Origin of the sequence: Martelella endophytica, assembly GCF_000960975.1 — a bacterium.
Taxonomy (GTDB): Bacteria; Pseudomonadota; Alphaproteobacteria; order Rhizobiales; family Rhizobiaceae; genus Martelella; species Martelella endophytica.
The window spans coordinates 2,915,583-2,930,290 of record NZ_CP010803.1 but is presented as its reverse complement, the minus strand read 5'-3'; the positions used below and the strand labels follow the sequence as shown (position 1 = coordinate 2,930,290).

The 14,708-nt window shown below is 61.9% G+C and carries 16 protein-coding genes; 4 read left to right on the top strand and 12 right to left on the bottom strand.

Features of this window, described 5'->3' with window-relative positions; translation table 11 throughout:
* The first annotated feature begins 85 nt into the window (after positions 1–85).
* Positions 86–775: a fumarylacetoacetate hydrolase family protein gene (locus TM49_RS13300; protein ID WP_045681913.1), complete on the top strand. Its 690-nt coding sequence runs from the start codon at positions 86–88 to the stop codon at positions 773–775.
* Positions 776–796: 21 nt separating this feature from the next.
* Positions 797–1,336: a gamma carbonic anhydrase family protein gene (locus TM49_RS13295; protein WP_045681911.1), complete on the top strand. Its 540-nt coding sequence runs from the start codon at positions 797–799 to the stop codon at positions 1,334–1,336.
* Positions 1,337–1,365: 29 nt separating this feature from the next.
* Here TM49_RS13295 and TM49_RS13290 read toward each other — a convergent pair whose 3' ends face one another.
* Genes TM49_RS13290 through TM49_RS13280 form a run of 3 tightly spaced genes read right to left on the bottom strand, consistent with a single transcriptional unit; the run spans position 1,366 to position 3,403 of the window.
* Positions 1,366–1,770: a Fur family transcriptional regulator gene (locus TM49_RS13290; RefSeq protein WP_045681909.1), complete on the bottom strand. Its 405-nt coding sequence runs from the start codon at positions 1,768–1,770 to the stop codon at positions 1,366–1,368.
* Between the two features lie 15 nt (positions 1,771–1,785).
* Positions 1,786–2,583: a metal ABC transporter permease gene (locus TM49_RS13285; RefSeq protein WP_045685224.1), complete on the bottom strand. Its 798-nt coding sequence runs from the start codon at positions 2,581–2,583 to the stop codon at positions 1,786–1,788.
* Entirely contained in the window at positions 2,576–3,403 is an 828-nt protein-coding gene (locus TM49_RS13280; RefSeq protein WP_045681907.1) for an ATP-binding cassette domain-containing protein, read from the bottom strand. Before TM49_RS13280 ends, TM49_RS13285 begins: the two co-directional genes overlap by 8 nt.
* 199 nt (positions 3,404–3,602) lie before the next feature.
* Here TM49_RS13280 and TM49_RS13275 point away from each other — a divergent pair, with 199 nt between their 5' ends.
* Positions 3,603–4,553 (top strand): zinc ABC transporter substrate-binding protein, encoded by a 951-nt coding sequence (locus tag TM49_RS13275; protein WP_201777002.1) that lies wholly within the window; start codon positions 3,603–3,605, stop codon positions 4,551–4,553.
* A 56-nt stretch (positions 4,554–4,609) separates the two neighbouring features.
* On the opposite strand, the gene TM49_RS23930 is transcribed toward TM49_RS13275, so the two are convergent.
* The 8 genes from TM49_RS23930 to TM49_RS13235 form a co-directional block, all read right to left on the bottom strand.
* Entirely contained in the window at positions 4,610–5,071 is a 462-nt protein-coding gene (locus TM49_RS23930; RefSeq protein ID WP_045681906.1) for an RcnB family protein, read from the bottom strand.
* A 148-nt stretch (positions 5,072–5,219) separates the two neighbouring features.
* Entirely contained in the window at positions 5,220–6,269 is a 1,050-nt protein-coding gene (mgrA, locus tag TM49_RS13265) for an L-glyceraldehyde 3-phosphate reductase (protein ID WP_045681904.1), read from the bottom strand.
* 171 nt (positions 6,270–6,440) lie between these two features.
* Complete coding sequence (locus TM49_RS13260; RefSeq protein WP_045685222.1) at positions 6,441–7,574, bottom strand: Gfo/Idh/MocA family protein; 1,134 nt, start codon at positions 7,572–7,574, stop codon at positions 6,441–6,443.
* A gap of 11 nt (positions 7,575–7,585) precedes the next feature.
* On the bottom strand, positions 7,586–8,347 hold the full coding sequence (locus TM49_RS13255; protein WP_045681903.1) for a sugar phosphate isomerase/epimerase family protein: 762 nt from the start codon (positions 8,345–8,347) through the stop codon (positions 7,586–7,588).
* Between the two features lie 154 nt (positions 8,348–8,501).
* A complete protein-coding gene (locus TM49_RS13250) occupies positions 8,502–9,596 on the bottom strand; it encodes an ABC transporter ATP-binding protein (RefSeq protein ID WP_045685221.1) in 1,095 nt (364 codons plus the stop codon).
* A 3-nt stretch (positions 9,597–9,599) separates the two neighbouring features.
* Positions 9,600–10,496: a carbohydrate ABC transporter permease gene (locus TM49_RS13245; RefSeq protein WP_045681901.1), complete on the bottom strand. Its 897-nt coding sequence runs from the start codon at positions 10,494–10,496 to the stop codon at positions 9,600–9,602.
* 10 nt (positions 10,497–10,506) lie between these two features.
* Positions 10,507–11,400, bottom strand: a complete 894-nt coding sequence (locus TM49_RS13240) for a carbohydrate ABC transporter permease (RefSeq protein WP_045681898.1) — start codon at positions 11,398–11,400, stop codon at positions 10,507–10,509.
* Between the two features lie 101 nt (positions 11,401–11,501).
* On the bottom strand, positions 11,502–12,740 hold the full coding sequence (locus TM49_RS13235) for an ABC transporter substrate-binding protein (RefSeq protein WP_045681896.1): 1,239 nt from the start codon (positions 12,738–12,740) through the stop codon (positions 11,502–11,504).
* Between the two features lie 504 nt (positions 12,741–13,244).
* On the opposite strand from TM49_RS13235, the gene TM49_RS13230 reads away from it, so the two are divergent.
* Positions 13,245–14,294: a LacI family transcriptional regulator gene (locus tag TM49_RS13230; protein WP_045681894.1), complete on the top strand. Its 1,050-nt coding sequence runs from the start codon at positions 13,245–13,247 to the stop codon at positions 14,292–14,294.
* 17 nt (positions 14,295–14,311) lie between these two features.
* On the opposite strand, the gene TM49_RS13225 is transcribed toward TM49_RS13230, so the two are convergent.
* On the bottom strand, positions 14,312–14,683 hold the full coding sequence (locus TM49_RS13225) for a YbaN family protein (RefSeq protein WP_045681892.1): 372 nt from the start codon (positions 14,681–14,683) through the stop codon (positions 14,312–14,314).
* Positions 14,684–14,708: the final 25 nt, after the last annotated feature.

Here is a 14,708-nt window from a genome sequence, read left to right as displayed (position 1 = left end):
CTTCCGATATCGACTCCGGCTTGAATAACAACACCTGATCTGTGACAAGATCGTTATCCAAAATCGAAAATCAGGCGACACCACCATGTCAAATACCGTTGTCCCCGTTCCCCACCGTGTGACGCTTGCCGTGCGTGGCACGGACGCTCTCTTCCCGGTGCGACGGGTTTATTGCGTCGGCCGAAACTATGCGGCCCATGCCGTCGAGATGGGACACGATCCGAACCGGGAAGCTCCGTTCTTCTTCCAGAAAAATCCCGATAATCTTCTCTTGTCCGACAATGCGTTTCCCTATCCGTCCTTGTCCGCAACCGTCCATCACGAGGTGGAGTGCTTCATTGCGTTGCAGGGCGGCGGCAGCGATATCGCCGTCGAGAACGCCCTCGATACCGTATACGGTTACGGCGTCGCTGTGGATTTCACGCGACGCGATCTGCAGGACGAGGCAAAGGCGAAAAGCAGGCCCTGGGAAATGTCGAAGGCGTTCGAACATTCGGCCCCGGCCTCGCATATCGTCACGGCCGCCGATATCGGCCACCCCACCGCTGCCGCGATCACACTGAAGCGCAACGACACGCTCGTGCAGGAGGGCAACCTCGACCAGATGATCTGGAAGGTGCCGGAGATCATTGCCGAACTCTCGCGTGCCGTCCGGCTCGCACCGGGCGATATCATCCTCACCGGAACCCCTGCCGGCGTCGGGCCGGTGGAGCGCGGCGACCGGATCGACTGCGCAATCGCGGGGATCGCCGAGCTTTCGTTCAAGGTGGTCTGAGAAACGCAGAGGAGATTGCCCATGCCGCTCTATGCGCTGGCCGATATCGAACCGGAACTGCCGCCTGCCGGGCGCTACTGGATAGCGCCCACCGCCAGCGTCATCGGTCGCGTCATTCTCGGTGAGGACGTCGGAATCTGGTTCGGTGCGGTGCTGAGAGGCGACAACGAGCCGATCCGGGTCGGCCGGCGCAGCAATATCCAGGAAGGCGTGACCGTCCATACCGACATGGGCTTTCCCGCCGTGATCGGGGAAGGCTGCACGATCGGCCACCAGGCGATCATCCATGGCTGCACGATCGGCGACAACAGTCTGGTGGGCATGGGCGCGACCGTGCTGAACGGCGCGGTGATCGGCAGGAACAGCCTTGTCGGCGCTAATGCGCTCGTCACCGAAGGCAAGACGTTTCCCGACAACAGCCTCATTGTCGGCTCGCCGGCCCGAGCCGTCAGGACGCTGGACGACGACGCTATCGAGGGCCTGCGCCAGTCAGCCGAAAACTACGTCAGAAACTGGCAACGGTTTCAGCGCGACCTGCGGCCGATCGCGGACAATGGCTGATCGGCCAGCACCGACAGGCCAAGCAGCAATCAGTTCTGGCAGGCGGCGCAAAGGCCACGCATTTCCACGGTCATCCGCTGCGGCTTGAAATTGTGCGAACGCGCCAGCGCCGTCAGCGATTCCTCGATGTCGTGGGCATGGAATTCGATCACCGCGCCGCAACCTTCGCAGATCGCGAACGCGGTCATGCCATGATGGGTGCAGTCCTCGTCGGGATGGGCGCAGGCAACATAGGCGTTCATACTCTCCAGCCGGTGAACCAGCCCGGCATCGGTGAGCTTGTCGAGCGCCCGGTAGACCTGCAGCGGCGCCTTGAAGCCATGGTCGCGAAGCTGGTCGAGAATGGTGTAGGCGCTGAGCGGCCCGGCACTGTGCGACAGGCAGTCGAACACCAGTGACTGGTTGCGGGTGAGCTTTTCCGCGGTTGTGGACATGACTTCAAACTCCCATCATACACGCCGCTGCGTGGCGAGCGGCAATAGCCCGACCAGGAAGAACACCATCGCGGCAACGACGATGGAGGGCCCGGACGGCGTATCATAGTAAAGCGAACCGAACAGACCCGCCACCACGGCGCAGGCGCCGATGAGCGAGGCCAGCACGGCCATCATTTCCGGCGTCCGGGCGAAACGTCGCGCCGTTGCCGCCGGGACAATCAGCAGCGAAGTGATCAGCATGATGCCGACGATCTTCATCGCGATCGCGATCACCAGCGCCATCAGCAACATGAAGATGAACCGCGAAGTCTCCGGCCGCATGCCTTCCGCCTGCGCGATTTCGGGTGACAGCGTTGCCGCCAGGAGCGGCCGCCAGAGCGCTGCAACGGCGGCCACGACAAAGGCGCCGCCGATCCACACCACCGCTATGTCCGAGCGCGTCACCGACAGGATATCGCCGAACAGGAAGCTGATGAGATCGACCCGCACCCAGGTGAGGAACGAAACGATGACCAGGCCGACGGCGAGCGTCGAATGGGCGAGGATGCCGAGCAGGCTGTCGGCGGACAGCGCCCGCCGGCGCTCCAGCAGGATGAGAAGCACCGAGACGAGGCCGGCAACGATGAAGACCGACAGCGTGAGATTGACCGAGAACAATAGCGACAGGGCAACGCCGAGCAGGGCGGAGTGGGCCATGGTGTCGCCGAAATAGGCCATCTTTCGCCAGACGATGAAGCAGCCGAGCGGTCCCGCCATCATCGCCACGCCAATGCCGGCGAGAAGCGCGCGGGTGAAGAAGTCGTCAAGCATGCCGCCGCTCCTCATCCGTTTCCGCCGCATGGTCGTGATGGTGGCCGCTATCCTCGGTGATGCTGCCATCGGCATGGCGCACGCGTCCGTCCGGCAGGTGGGTGTGATCGTGATGGTGGCGATAGAGCGCCAGCGTATCGCCCGCCCGACCCTCGAACAGCGCGCGATAGGCGTCGCTGCCGCTGACCGCTTCGGGCGAACCCGTGCAGCAGACATGACCGTTCAGGCAGACGACCGTATCCGTGCGCGCCATGACGACATGCAGGTCGTGGGAAATCAGCAGCACGCCGCAGCCCTGTCGCTCGCGAATTTCGGAGATCAGTTCATAGAGCGCGATCTCCCCGGAGTAATCGACCCCCTGGACCGGCTCGTCGAGCACCAGCAGGTCGGGCTTGCGGGCGATGGCGCGGGCCAGGAGGGCGCGCTGGAATTCGCCGCCCGACAGCGTCTGGACCTCGGCCTTCTCCATATGCGCCATGCCGACGGCCTGAAGCGCTTCACTGATCGCGCCGCGCGGCAGCGGACCGGTGATCGTCATCAGCCGGCGCACGGTGAGTGGCAGCGAATGATCGATATTGAGCTTCTGCGGCACATAGCCGATCCGCAAACCCGCGGCGCGCTCCACACTGCCCTCGTCGGGTTCGTGGACGCCGATCGCCATCTTGGCGCTGGTCGACTTGCCGGCGCCGTTCGGCCCGATCAGCGAGACGATTTCGCCGCGGCGAACATCAAAGCTCACGCCGCGCACCAGCCAGCGGCCATTGCGCGAGATCCCGGCATTGTTCAGCGAGACCAGCAATTCCTGTTTTTCGGCATGCATTTTTTTGCAGACTCCAACTTGCCCGCCTCTATGGCATACGTTATAGCATCACGCAATGAATGTAATAACATTACACGAAAGCACAAGAGGAATTGGCTTGGGCTGACGGCCCTCGCCCCGGGCGAACCGCCTTCGGGACGCCGCAATCGAAACGGCGGGCAAGCGCCTGCCGGATACCGCATAGAAAGATGAGGTTCTCATGAAAACGCTGCGTATGCTTCTGCTGACGACGGTCGCCGCTTCCGGCGCCCATGCCGCCATGGCCGAAGACGGCCCAAAGATCGTCACGTCGATCAAGCCGCTCTATTCGCTGACGACGGCACTCACCGCAGGAACGCCGGCCGAGACGACGCTTCTGGTCAAGGGCGCGGCCTCACCCCACACCTACAGCATGGCGCCGTCCGAAGCGCGCGCCCTGCAGGAGGCCGATATCGTCTTCTGGATCGGGCCGTCGCTTGAACACTTCCTGGAAAAGCCGCTCGAAGCACTCGGCGGCAATGCCGATGTTGTCGAGCTTGAGGACGTTGCCGGCGTGGAGACGCTCTCGCCCCGCGAAGGCGGTGCCTTCGAGCCGGACGATGACGAAGACCACGACGAAGAGCACGGCGAGCATGAAGGCCATCATCACGGGCCGGTCGACCCGCACATGTGGCTCGATCCGATGAACGCCAAGGCCTTCGTAAGCGCCATGGCTGAAACGCTTGCCAGCGAAGATCCGGACAATGCCGCGATCTACAATGCCAATGCTGAAAAGCTGGACGGCGCTCTCGACGCATTGACCACAGACATCAAGGCGCGGCTCGCCGATGTTTCTCCGAAACCCTACATCGTTTTCCACGATGCCTATCACTATTTCGGAGATCGTTTCGACGTCGAGGCCGCGGGCTCGGTCACGGTCAATCCGGAGGCGCCGCCAAGTGCCCACCGCATCCAGGAGATCCACGACAAGCTCACCGAGCTCGGCGCGGCCTGCGTCTTTTCCGAACCGCAGTTTCCGCCTAAGGTCATCGACGCGATTGCCGAAGGTACCGACACCTACGTCGGCACGCTGGATCCGATCGGCGCCGACCTTCAGGACGGACCCGATCTCTATTTCACGCTGCTGAACAACCTCGCCGACGGGCTCGTCGAATGCTTTGAAGCCCAGTAACCGGCTTCAGACCTGAAAGCGCCCGCGACACCGAAAGGTATCGCGGGCGTTTGTGTTTAACGGCTGCCTGCCAGCACCGAGAAGATGACGCCGGTGGCGATGCTGATCAGAATGAACTGACCATCCACCTGGACCCACTGTTGGCCGTGCGGCGGCGGCGGAAGGTGATTGCGCTGATAGGCAGACTGCGGCACCGGATGACCACGACCACCGGGCGGCAGCTTGTCGCCAGGCTTGGGGCCGTGATGCGCCTGGTTTCCCGGCGGCTGGTGCTGATTGCCGCCGCCGTGCGGTTGCGGCGCAGGCTGGTTATGCCCTTGCTGCGATCCGGGCTGGCCACCGTTGTGTCCCTGCTGCGGCTGGCCCTGAGGGCCGTGCTGCTGACCCGGGCCACCCTGCGGCTGATTGCAGGCCGGCTGGCCCTTGCCTCCGCAGGGCGGCGGCCCGCCGGCGGCGAAGGCGGCCGGGCTCAGGCCGAGGCCGAGGGAAAGTGTGGTGACGACGATCAGTTTACGCACGATCAGCTCCTTGTTTGCTGCACTGTCATCGAGACTAACGCGGCAAAGCTGAACGCAGCCTAAAACAAATGATTAAATCATTGTAAGCTTTCGCAAAACAGTGGTGGCTCGCGCTTCTGTCGCGCCACCGCTCGTCGTCTCCTCGCCCCTATTTCTTCCGTTCGGGGCCTTTGCGTTCGGCCGATTTCGCCCAGATGTTGATGTTGGCATCAAGCGCAAGCGTGTCGATTTCAGCAAGCTCGGCATCGGTGAAATCCGGGTTGTCGAGCGCGCTGACGCAATCGGTCACCTGCTCCGGCCGGCTTGCACCGATCAGCGCCGTGGTCACCCTGCCCTTGCGCAATACCCAGGCCAGCGCCATTTGCGCCAGCGTCTGGCCGCGCCGCTCGGCAATGGCGTTCAGTCCACGGATATGCTCGATCGTTTCCTCCTTGAGGAACGCCTGCTGCAGCGACTTGCCCTGGGCAGCGCGGCTGTCTTCGGGAATGCCCATCAGATATTTCGAGGTCAGCATGCCCTGGGCGAGCGGCGAGAACACGATCGAGCCGAGCCCGAGTTCCTCAAGCGTATCGAGAAGTCCATCGTCTTCGACCCAGCGGTTGATCATCGAATAGCTCGGCTGATGAATGACGAAAGGCGTCTTGAGCTCCTTCAGGATCGCGTAGGCCTCGCGGGTGCGCTGCGAATTGTAGGAGGAAATTCCCACATAGAGCGCCCTGCCCGACCGCACGATATGATCCAGCGCCTGCATGGTCTCTTCCAGAGGCGTATCGGGATCGAAGCGGTGGGAATAGAAGATATCGACATAGTCGAGGCCGAGTCGCTTCAGGCTCTGGTCGCAGGACGCGATCAGGTTCTTGCGGCTGCCCCATTCGCCGTACGGCCCGGCCCACATGCCGTAGCCAGCCTTCGACGAGATGATGAGTTCATCGCGCAGCCCCGCGAATTCATTGCGCAGGATCGAGCCGAAGGCGATTTCTGCCGAACCGGGCGGCGGGCCGTAATTGTTGGCAAGGTCGAAATGGGTGATGCCAGCATCGAACGCGGTCTGGCAGATCGCAACCTTGCGCTGGCGTTCGGTATCATCGCCGAAATTGTGCCAGAGGCCGAGTGATATCGCCGGCAACTTCAGCCCCGAAGCGCCGCAGCGATTGTATTTCATGGTGTCGTAGCGTGTATCGGACGGTATCCAACTCATCGTTTCAAATCCTGATCATTCTGGTTGCGCCGGGAAGGACGGCGCCTGTGGAACGGCCGCGCTGGCGGCACAGTGCATTCGTGAAAAGGGCGGCCGACGCCGCCCTTCCGACTAGCTTAAGCGAACCTTGCGACCAGTGCCATGCCCGGCACGGTCGCGCCATGCCTTGACCTACCGCAACAGCGCCGCCGCCGCTTCGGCATCGAGTGCCGCCGGCTGGGAGCAGGTGGTCGACAACGTGACGAAAGCGCCGGTCTCGCCGGATTTCAGGATCGCCGCCATGACATCGACGCCGTGGAGCGCGCGCTCCAGAGAGCAGCGCGCGTCACGCCCCTCGATCAGCGCGAGCGCCATGTCGGCAAGGCCTGCCGTGCGGTAGTTCGCCCGTCCGCCCTTCGCCGTATCCTGGTTCGACTTGCCGAAGGGATGGTCGTCCGTCTTCAGATCGGTCAGCGCGCCATCGCGGCCGGCCGCCTCGACCTTGCCGCCGAAGAAGTTCGGATCCGGCACAAATAGCGAGCCCTCGGTGCCATAAAGCTCCATGTTGGAATGGCGGTGCGCCCAGACATCCCAGCTAGCACCGAGCGAGATCGTCGCGCCGTTGGCGAATTCAAGCAGCGCGTGGATATTGGTCGGCGTCTTCACCGGAATGATCTCGCCGCTGCGTGGCTGAGAGGTGATCGTGCGGGTCTCGTTGGCCATAGAGGTCAGCGCCGCCACCCGTTTCACCGGCCCGATCAGGTTGATCAGGTTGGCGATGTAGTAGGGTCCGAGGTCGAGGATCGGCCCGCCGCCCGGCAGGAAGAAGAAGTCCGGGTTCGGATGCCACATCTCCATGCCCGCGCTCATCACGTGGCAAGTGCCGGAGGTGACCCGGCCGATACCGCCCTCATCGATGTACTTGCGCGCCGCCTGGTGGGCGCCGCCAAGGAAGGTATCCGGCGCGCAACCGACCGAAAGCCCCTTCTCCCTGGCGATCCGGCCAAGCTCCTTGCCCTCGTCAACGGAAAGCACCAGCGGCTTTTCGGAATAGACATGCTTGCCGGCCTCGAGCGCCCGTTTCGACATTTCATAATGCGCGGCCGGTATGGTGAGATTGACGATGACGTCGATCTCGTCATTGGCAAGAAGCGCGTCGACGCTTTGTGCGCTGACGCCATATTCCTCTGCGCGGGCTCCGGCCGCGGCCGGGTTCAGGTCGGCACAGGCCAGCACCTTGATGCCCCTGAACATTGGCGCGAGCGAAAAATAGGTCGCGGAAATATTGCCGCATCCGAGGATGCCGACACCCAGTTCTCTGGTCATGATGGCCCCAATCAATAGGTCTGGAAGGATGCAACCGAACGCTCGATCAACCGCTCGATGTCATTCGGATTATCATGCTCGACGATGTAGTGCTTGATCGGCATCGACTTCAGGACGGTCATCAGTCCCTTCCAGTCGACCTTGCCATAGCCCACATCGGCCCAGCCGTCCTCATCCTCGTTCTCACCTTCCTCGGCGATATCCTTGACATGGACGGAGGAAATCCGCTCCTTCAGGAACTCGATCCAGAAGTAGGGATCGGCGTCGCCGCGAATGACCCAGGCGATATCCGCCTCCCAGGCCAACGACGGTCCGCCTTCCATGATGTGGCGCATCGGCGCCGTGCCGTCCGGCAGGAAATTGAACTCGAAGTCGTGGTTGTGCCAGCCGAAGATCAGGCCCGCATCGCGGTAGGGCTTGCCGGCGGCGTCGAGACGCGCGCCGAACTCATGCCAGCCCTGGGCCGTATCCGGCCGATCGTCTGCAGCCAGATGCGGGCAGAAGATGCTGTCCATGTTAAGCGTGCGGGCGATTTCGAGCACGCGGTCCGGCTCGTCTTCCAGCATCGCCAGGCCGAAATGGCCGGTCGGCATGGTGAGGCCGATGGCGTTGAGGTCGGCATCGAGACGCTTCAGGCCGGCTTCATCAAGGTCGTCATAAAGCGCGCCGTAACCTTCCACCTCGCCATAGCCGGCAGCGGCAAGCTTCTTGAAGATCTTGGAAAAGGGCTGGTAGTTGCGGGCGCTGTAAAGTTGAAATCCAAGTTTGGTCATGTCTTCCTCCCGGCAGTTCCTAGCTGCCGTTCCTTCGCTGAACAGCCGGCGCTTCGGTGGCGCCGGCGTTCGTTCCTGTTTACATCTGTCATAACGGCTTCGGAAGGGGATCGGCCCCCTCCAGAGCCATTTTTAAAGCACGTGCCGCCCCGTTTCAGAGCCTGAGTTCGGACTTGGCGTCGAACACCGAGGCGAGCGGGATATCAAGCGCGAACCGCACCGTCTGGCCGACCTTGTAACGGGTGTTGCCGTTGACGCGGACGGTAATCAGATGCTTGCCGTATTTGAGCCAGAGCAGGCTGTCGGCGCCCATCGGCTCCTCGAGATCGACGACCGCCTCATGCACCTCGTTGTGGCCTCCCGTCAGGTTCCTGTCGATCATGATGTGCTCTGGGCGCACGCCGAGCACGGCCTTGCCGCTTTCCGGCAGCGTGCCGTTGGCATCATAGCCCTTGAGCGAGAAGGTGATATCCTCCGCGTGAAAGACCGGTTCACCGTCCTTCATGCCGAGCTCGCCCTCCAGGAAATTCATCGGCGGCGAGCCGATGAAGCCCGCGACATAACGATTGACCGGGCGGTTGTAGATCGTCGTCGGCTCGTCGAGCTGCTGGATGACCCCGCCGCGCATGATCGCGATCCGGTCGGCGAGCGTCATCGCCTCGATCTGGTCGTGAGTCACATAAATCATCGTGTTTTCAAGGGACTGGTGCAGACGCTTGATCTCGACGCGCAGCTCCGAACGGAGCTTGGCATCAAGGTTCGAGAGCGGCTCGTCGAATAGGAAGACATCGACATCGCGCACCAGAGCGCGGCCGATGGCCACACGTTGACGCTGGCCGCCCGAAAGCTCGGCCGGCTTGCGCTTCAGGAGCGGCTCGATCTGCAGGATCTCCGACGCCCGCTTCACGCGCTTCTCGATCTCCGCCTTCGGCACTTTTGCCACCTGCAGGCCGAAGGAAAGGTTCTTCTCGACCGTCATCTGCGGATAGAGCGCATAGGACTGGAACACCATGCCGATGCCGCGATCCTTGGGCTCGAGCCAGGTGACGTTCTTGTCCTTGATAAAGATCTGCCCGCCGGTGACATCGAGCAGGCCGGCAATGCAGTTGAGCAATGTCGACTTGCCGCAGCCGGACGAGCCAAGCAACACGAGAAACTCGCCGTCCTGAATGTCGAGGTCGAGATTTTTCAGGACGTCGACGGCGCCGAAGGACAGCGACAGATCCTTGATGGAGACACTTGTGTTCATCATTCACCCTTTCACCGCGCCGGCGGCAATGCCGCGCACGAACAGCGGTCCGGAGACGAAATAGACAATCAGCGGCACAAGGCCGGTCAGAAGGGTTGCCGCCATGTTGACGTTATATTCCTTCACACCCTGCACCGCGTTGACGATGTTGTTGAGCTGGACGGTCATCGGATAGTTCTGCTGGCCGGCGAAGATCACGCCGAACAGGAAGTCGTTCCAGATGCCGGTCGTCTGGATGATCATGCCGACAACGAAGATCGGCAGCGACATCGGCAGCATGATCCGGAAGAAGATCTGCCAGAAGCCTGCCCCATCCACACGCGCCGCCTTGAACAGCTCCTCGGGCAACGAGGCGAAATAGTTGCGGAACAAGAGCGTCAGGATCGGCATGCCGAAGATGGTGTGCACCAGCACGATGCCGGGCAGCGTGGAGAACATGTGCAGTTCGCGCAGGATGATCACCAGCGGATAGAGCATGACCTGATAGGGAATGAACGCCCCGAACAGGAGCACGGTGAAGAAGAATTCCGAGCCCTTGAACCGCCAGTTGGCAAGCGCATAGCCATTCACCGAAGCGACCGCGATCGAGACGATGATGCCCGGTATGGTGATCTTCACGGAATTCCAGAAGCCGACGCGAATGCCTTCGCAGTAAAGCCCGGTACAGGCCTGGCTCCAGGCTTTCACCCAGGGTTCGAAGGTGATCTCGACCGGCGGGGCGAAGATGTTGCCCATGCGGATTTCCGGCATGCCTTTCAACGAGGTCACGACCATCACGTAGAGCGGGATCAGGTAATAGACCGCGGCAACGAAGAGGATGGAATAGAGAATGATCCGGGATGGCGCGAAGCGGCGCTGCGGGCGCGGTCCGGATGGTTCGATCGTGGTTGTGTTAGCCATCACGCCCTCCTCACTTTCTTTTCTGCCTGAATTCCATCAGCGCCCAAGGCACGATGATGATGAAGACGGTGACGAGCATGACAGTCGAGGCCGCAAGCCCCTGGGCGATATTGCCGCGCTGGAACATCAGGTCGTAGACGTATTTCGCAGGGACTTCCGAGGCAAAGCCCGGTCCGCCCTGCGTCATCGCGACGACGAGGTCGTAGACGCGGACAATGCCGGAAGCGACGATCACCAGCGTGGTGACGAAAACGCCGCGCATCATCGGAATGACGATGAAGATGTAGGTGCGCCAGGCCGGTATGCCGTCGACCTTGGCCGCCTTCCAGATTTCGCTGTCGATCCCGCGCAGACCGGCAAGCATCAGCACCATGACGAGCCCCGTGCCCTGCCAGAGACCGGCAAGCACCAGCGCGTAGATGACGGTGTGCTTGTTGCCGAGCAACGCGAAATCACCGCCCGGCAGCCCGAGCTCGCCGAGGAATTTCGGCAGGCCGAGACCCGGATCGAGAATCCACTGCCAGACGAGGCCAGTGACGATGAAGGACAGCGCGAAGGGATAGAGAAAGATCGTGCGAAAGGTGTTCTCGAAGCGGATCTTCTGGTCGAGCAGTGTCGCCAGCAGGAAGCCGATCACGAACGAGAAGATAAGACTGAGGCTGCCATAGATCAGCAGGTTGATGATCGCGACATTCCAGCGCGTCGTGCCGAACAGGCGATCATACTGGGCGAGGCCGACGAAATTCTCGCTCGGCAACAGGCGCGAGTCGGTGAAGGAGTATATGACCGTCCAGGCGGTGCAGCCGATGAAGATGACCACTGCGGTGAGCATCATCGGTATGGCCGCGATCTTCGCGTTCAAATTCTTGAACAGGGCGAATGGACGGCGAGCGACAGTAGCCATTGCAGCTCCCCAAACAGTTTCTGGTTTTCAGGCGGAACAGAGAAGGCGGGCCACGCGACACGGACGTCGCGGCCCGCCTCCTCCCCGTTTCAGGTCCGCTGTTACATGGCCTGTTCGATGATTTCCTTCTGGCGCTCCATCGCTTCATCAACCGACATGTCAGAGGAGAAGAACTCAAGCGCGAGATCGGTAATCTGGCCCTGCGTGTCGGAGTCGAGCAACTGCTCGGTGGACGGCAGGACGTTGTCGGGGTTCTCGAGGATGTCGAGACCCTTCTTCATGCAGGCATTGGCCGCCTCGAGATCGACATCACCGCGCACCGGCAGCGAGCCCTTGACGAGGTTGAACTCGACCTGCGTCTCCGGCGAGATCAGCATCGAGGCAAGCTGCAGCTGCGCCTCCGTGATCGCCGGATCATCCGTCTTCGGGAAATAGAAGGCATCACCACCGGTATCGAGAACCGGGTTCATGCCGAGACCGGGAAGGCAATCATAATCGACACCGGCCTCCTGGCCTGCCATGGCGAATTCGCCCTGGGCCCAGTCGCCCATGATCTGGGCAGCGGCGTCGCCCTGGATCACCATGTTGGTGGCCACATTCCAGTCACGGCCGGAATAGGCATCGTCCACCATCTCGCGAGCCTCGGCAAAGGCTTCCCAGATGGCCCGGTTCTCGTCGCTCATGACGGCTTCGGGGTCCTTGTCGCCATTGACGGCGAGATAGTTGTCGATGCCACCAATGGCGCTCTGCATGACGTTGCGGATACCGTCGACCTGCCACGGCTGGCCGGTGGCGAGCGGCACGACGCCGGCCTCACGAAGCTTCGGCGCGTCGGCGACCAGTTCGTCCCAATTGGCGGGAACCTCCATGCCGTTGTCTTCGAACACCTTGCGGTTCAGCCACATCCACTGCCAGGAGTGAATGTTGATCGGCACGCAGTAGATATGCCCCTCGTATTCGCAGGCTTCGAGAAGCTTCGCCGGACGAATGACATCGCGCCAGCCCTCTTCCTCGGCAAGATCGGTCAGGTCCAGCATAAGGCCCGCCTTGATGAGCTCCTCGGCATCGCGGCCGGTGTTCATCTGGGTGGCGCCCATCGGATTGCCGCCGAGAATGCGGCTGATGATGATCGGATTTGCGGTCGAGCCGGAACCGGCAATGGCGCTGTCGACCCAGTGGTTATCGCCGAGCGCATCATAGTTGTCGGCCAGAACCTTGACCGCCGCCGCCTCGCCGCCCGAGGTCCACCAGTGGGTGACTTCGAGATCGGTTGCGTTGGCGACGGTGAAAGGCATGGCAACACCGGCCGCAAGAGCAGCCGAGAGTAAAACGCGTTTCATGCTATCCTCCCAATAAACTGAAACGTTACCGGAAAACGGTATGCGAAAGCTAAAATACACGCAACCTTTTTATCGACATTTTTCCGCGTTTTATACTTTCGAACTAGACGGCAATCGATGAACAACGCGAAATGCTGCGTCGCAAAAACACGAAATGAAAAAGTTATTACTATTATATCTAGCTGATTTTGCGCTACATCCAGAGACTATTCGCAAGCGCAGCAGAAGCGCGTGGAGCATTTTCCGCCCGGCGCAACGCTTCAGCGGAAACGACCGTCAGCAAGCATCTGAATTTTTCTGTATCGTTTCAGCCCGTCTGCCTATAGACTGCAAAGGCCGGTTCGACCGTGGAGGCCTCGCGTCGCCGGCGCGCGCCACAGAGTGAACCCTTTTGCGTTCCGTGGCAACGGGAGGAGCCTGCCTGCAGGCACAATGGAGGAGACGGGCCCGCGCCCGGGTCGCCGCACGCAGCAATGGGCGCGGCGTGGGAGATGATTGCAGCCAATGAAGACGACGACGGGCAGAAAACGCGAAACCGCCAGCGAGCGGCCGACCCTGAAGACGATTGCCTACATGACCGGCCTCGGCGTGACCACCGTGTCGCGGGCGCTCAAGGATGCGCCGGACATTGCCGAACATACCAAGGAGCGCGTGCGCCTCGTTGCCAAGCAGCTCGGCTACATGCCGAACCGCGCCGGCGTCAGGCTGCGGACCGGCAAGACCAACGTGATCGCGCTCGTGCTTAATCTCGAGGAAGAGATCATGGGCATGTCGGGGCAGATGATCTTCGGCATTTCCGACGTGCTCGCCGACACGCCGTACCACCTCGTGCTGATGCCGCAGCCGATCCATCACGACCAGATGGCCCCGATCCGCTACATTCTCGACACGGGCTCGGCCGATGGCGTCATCATCTCACGCATCGCGCCGGATGATGCCCGCATCGCGCTGATGCTCGACCGCAATCTTCCCTTCGCCGCCCACGGCCGCACGGAAGATTGCAGCAACTACCCGTTCCATGACTTTGACAACGACGCCTATGCCTTTGATGCGGTGGAGAAACTCGCTGCTCGCGGGCGCAAGCGCGTGGTGGCGCTGCAGCCGCCCGGTCACCTTACCTACTATCGCCACTTCCGCACCGGCTTCGAGCGCGGTCTTGCCCGTTTCGGCCTGCAGGAAACGCCGCTGACGTCGATATCGACGGATTCGCCGCTTGCGGATATCCGCAACGGCTTCGTTGCCGCCCTCACCTCGGCCGCGCCTCCGGACGGCATCATTGCCTGCTCCGGCAGCAGCGCGATCCCGATCATGGCGGCGCTCAAATCCTGCGGCTTGCGGCTCGGCAAGGATATCGACCTCGTCGCCAAGCAGCCCGCCGACTTCCTGAATTGGGTGAGCCCGGAGATCATTGCCATGAGCGAGGATTTCAGCCAGGCAGGACGCGAGCTTGCCCGCGCCGTGCTGGCGCGGATCGAGGACCCGACTTCGCGACCCCTTCATAGCATCAGCAAGCCCGACTGGTCGAAGGTGCCGAAGCTGACGCCGACCGACTGACGGCCGGCTGCGATGCCTCAGGCGTTCTCGCGCACCAGCGCCGGCTGGGGACGGGTGATGACGAAGATGGCAGAGGCAAGAAGCACCATGCCGATCGTCGCCTGCAGCCAGAGATAGGCCGCGCCGAAGATCATGACGGAGGTGAAGCTGATCGCCATGGCCGTGACGGCGAGCACCTTGGCGGGCAGCGCGATCGCACCCTCATGCCGCCATTGCCTGAGATGAACACCGAAGCGCGGATGGCTCATCAGCTTCGCCTCAAGTTCCGGCGAGGAACGGGCAAATGCCGCGGCGGCAACGAGAAGAAAGGGCACGGTCGGCATGATCGGCAGCACAGCGCCGACAACACCAAGCCCGACCATCAGCCAGCCGATTGCCAGATAGATCATGCGCCGCAATTCACTGCCTCCATCT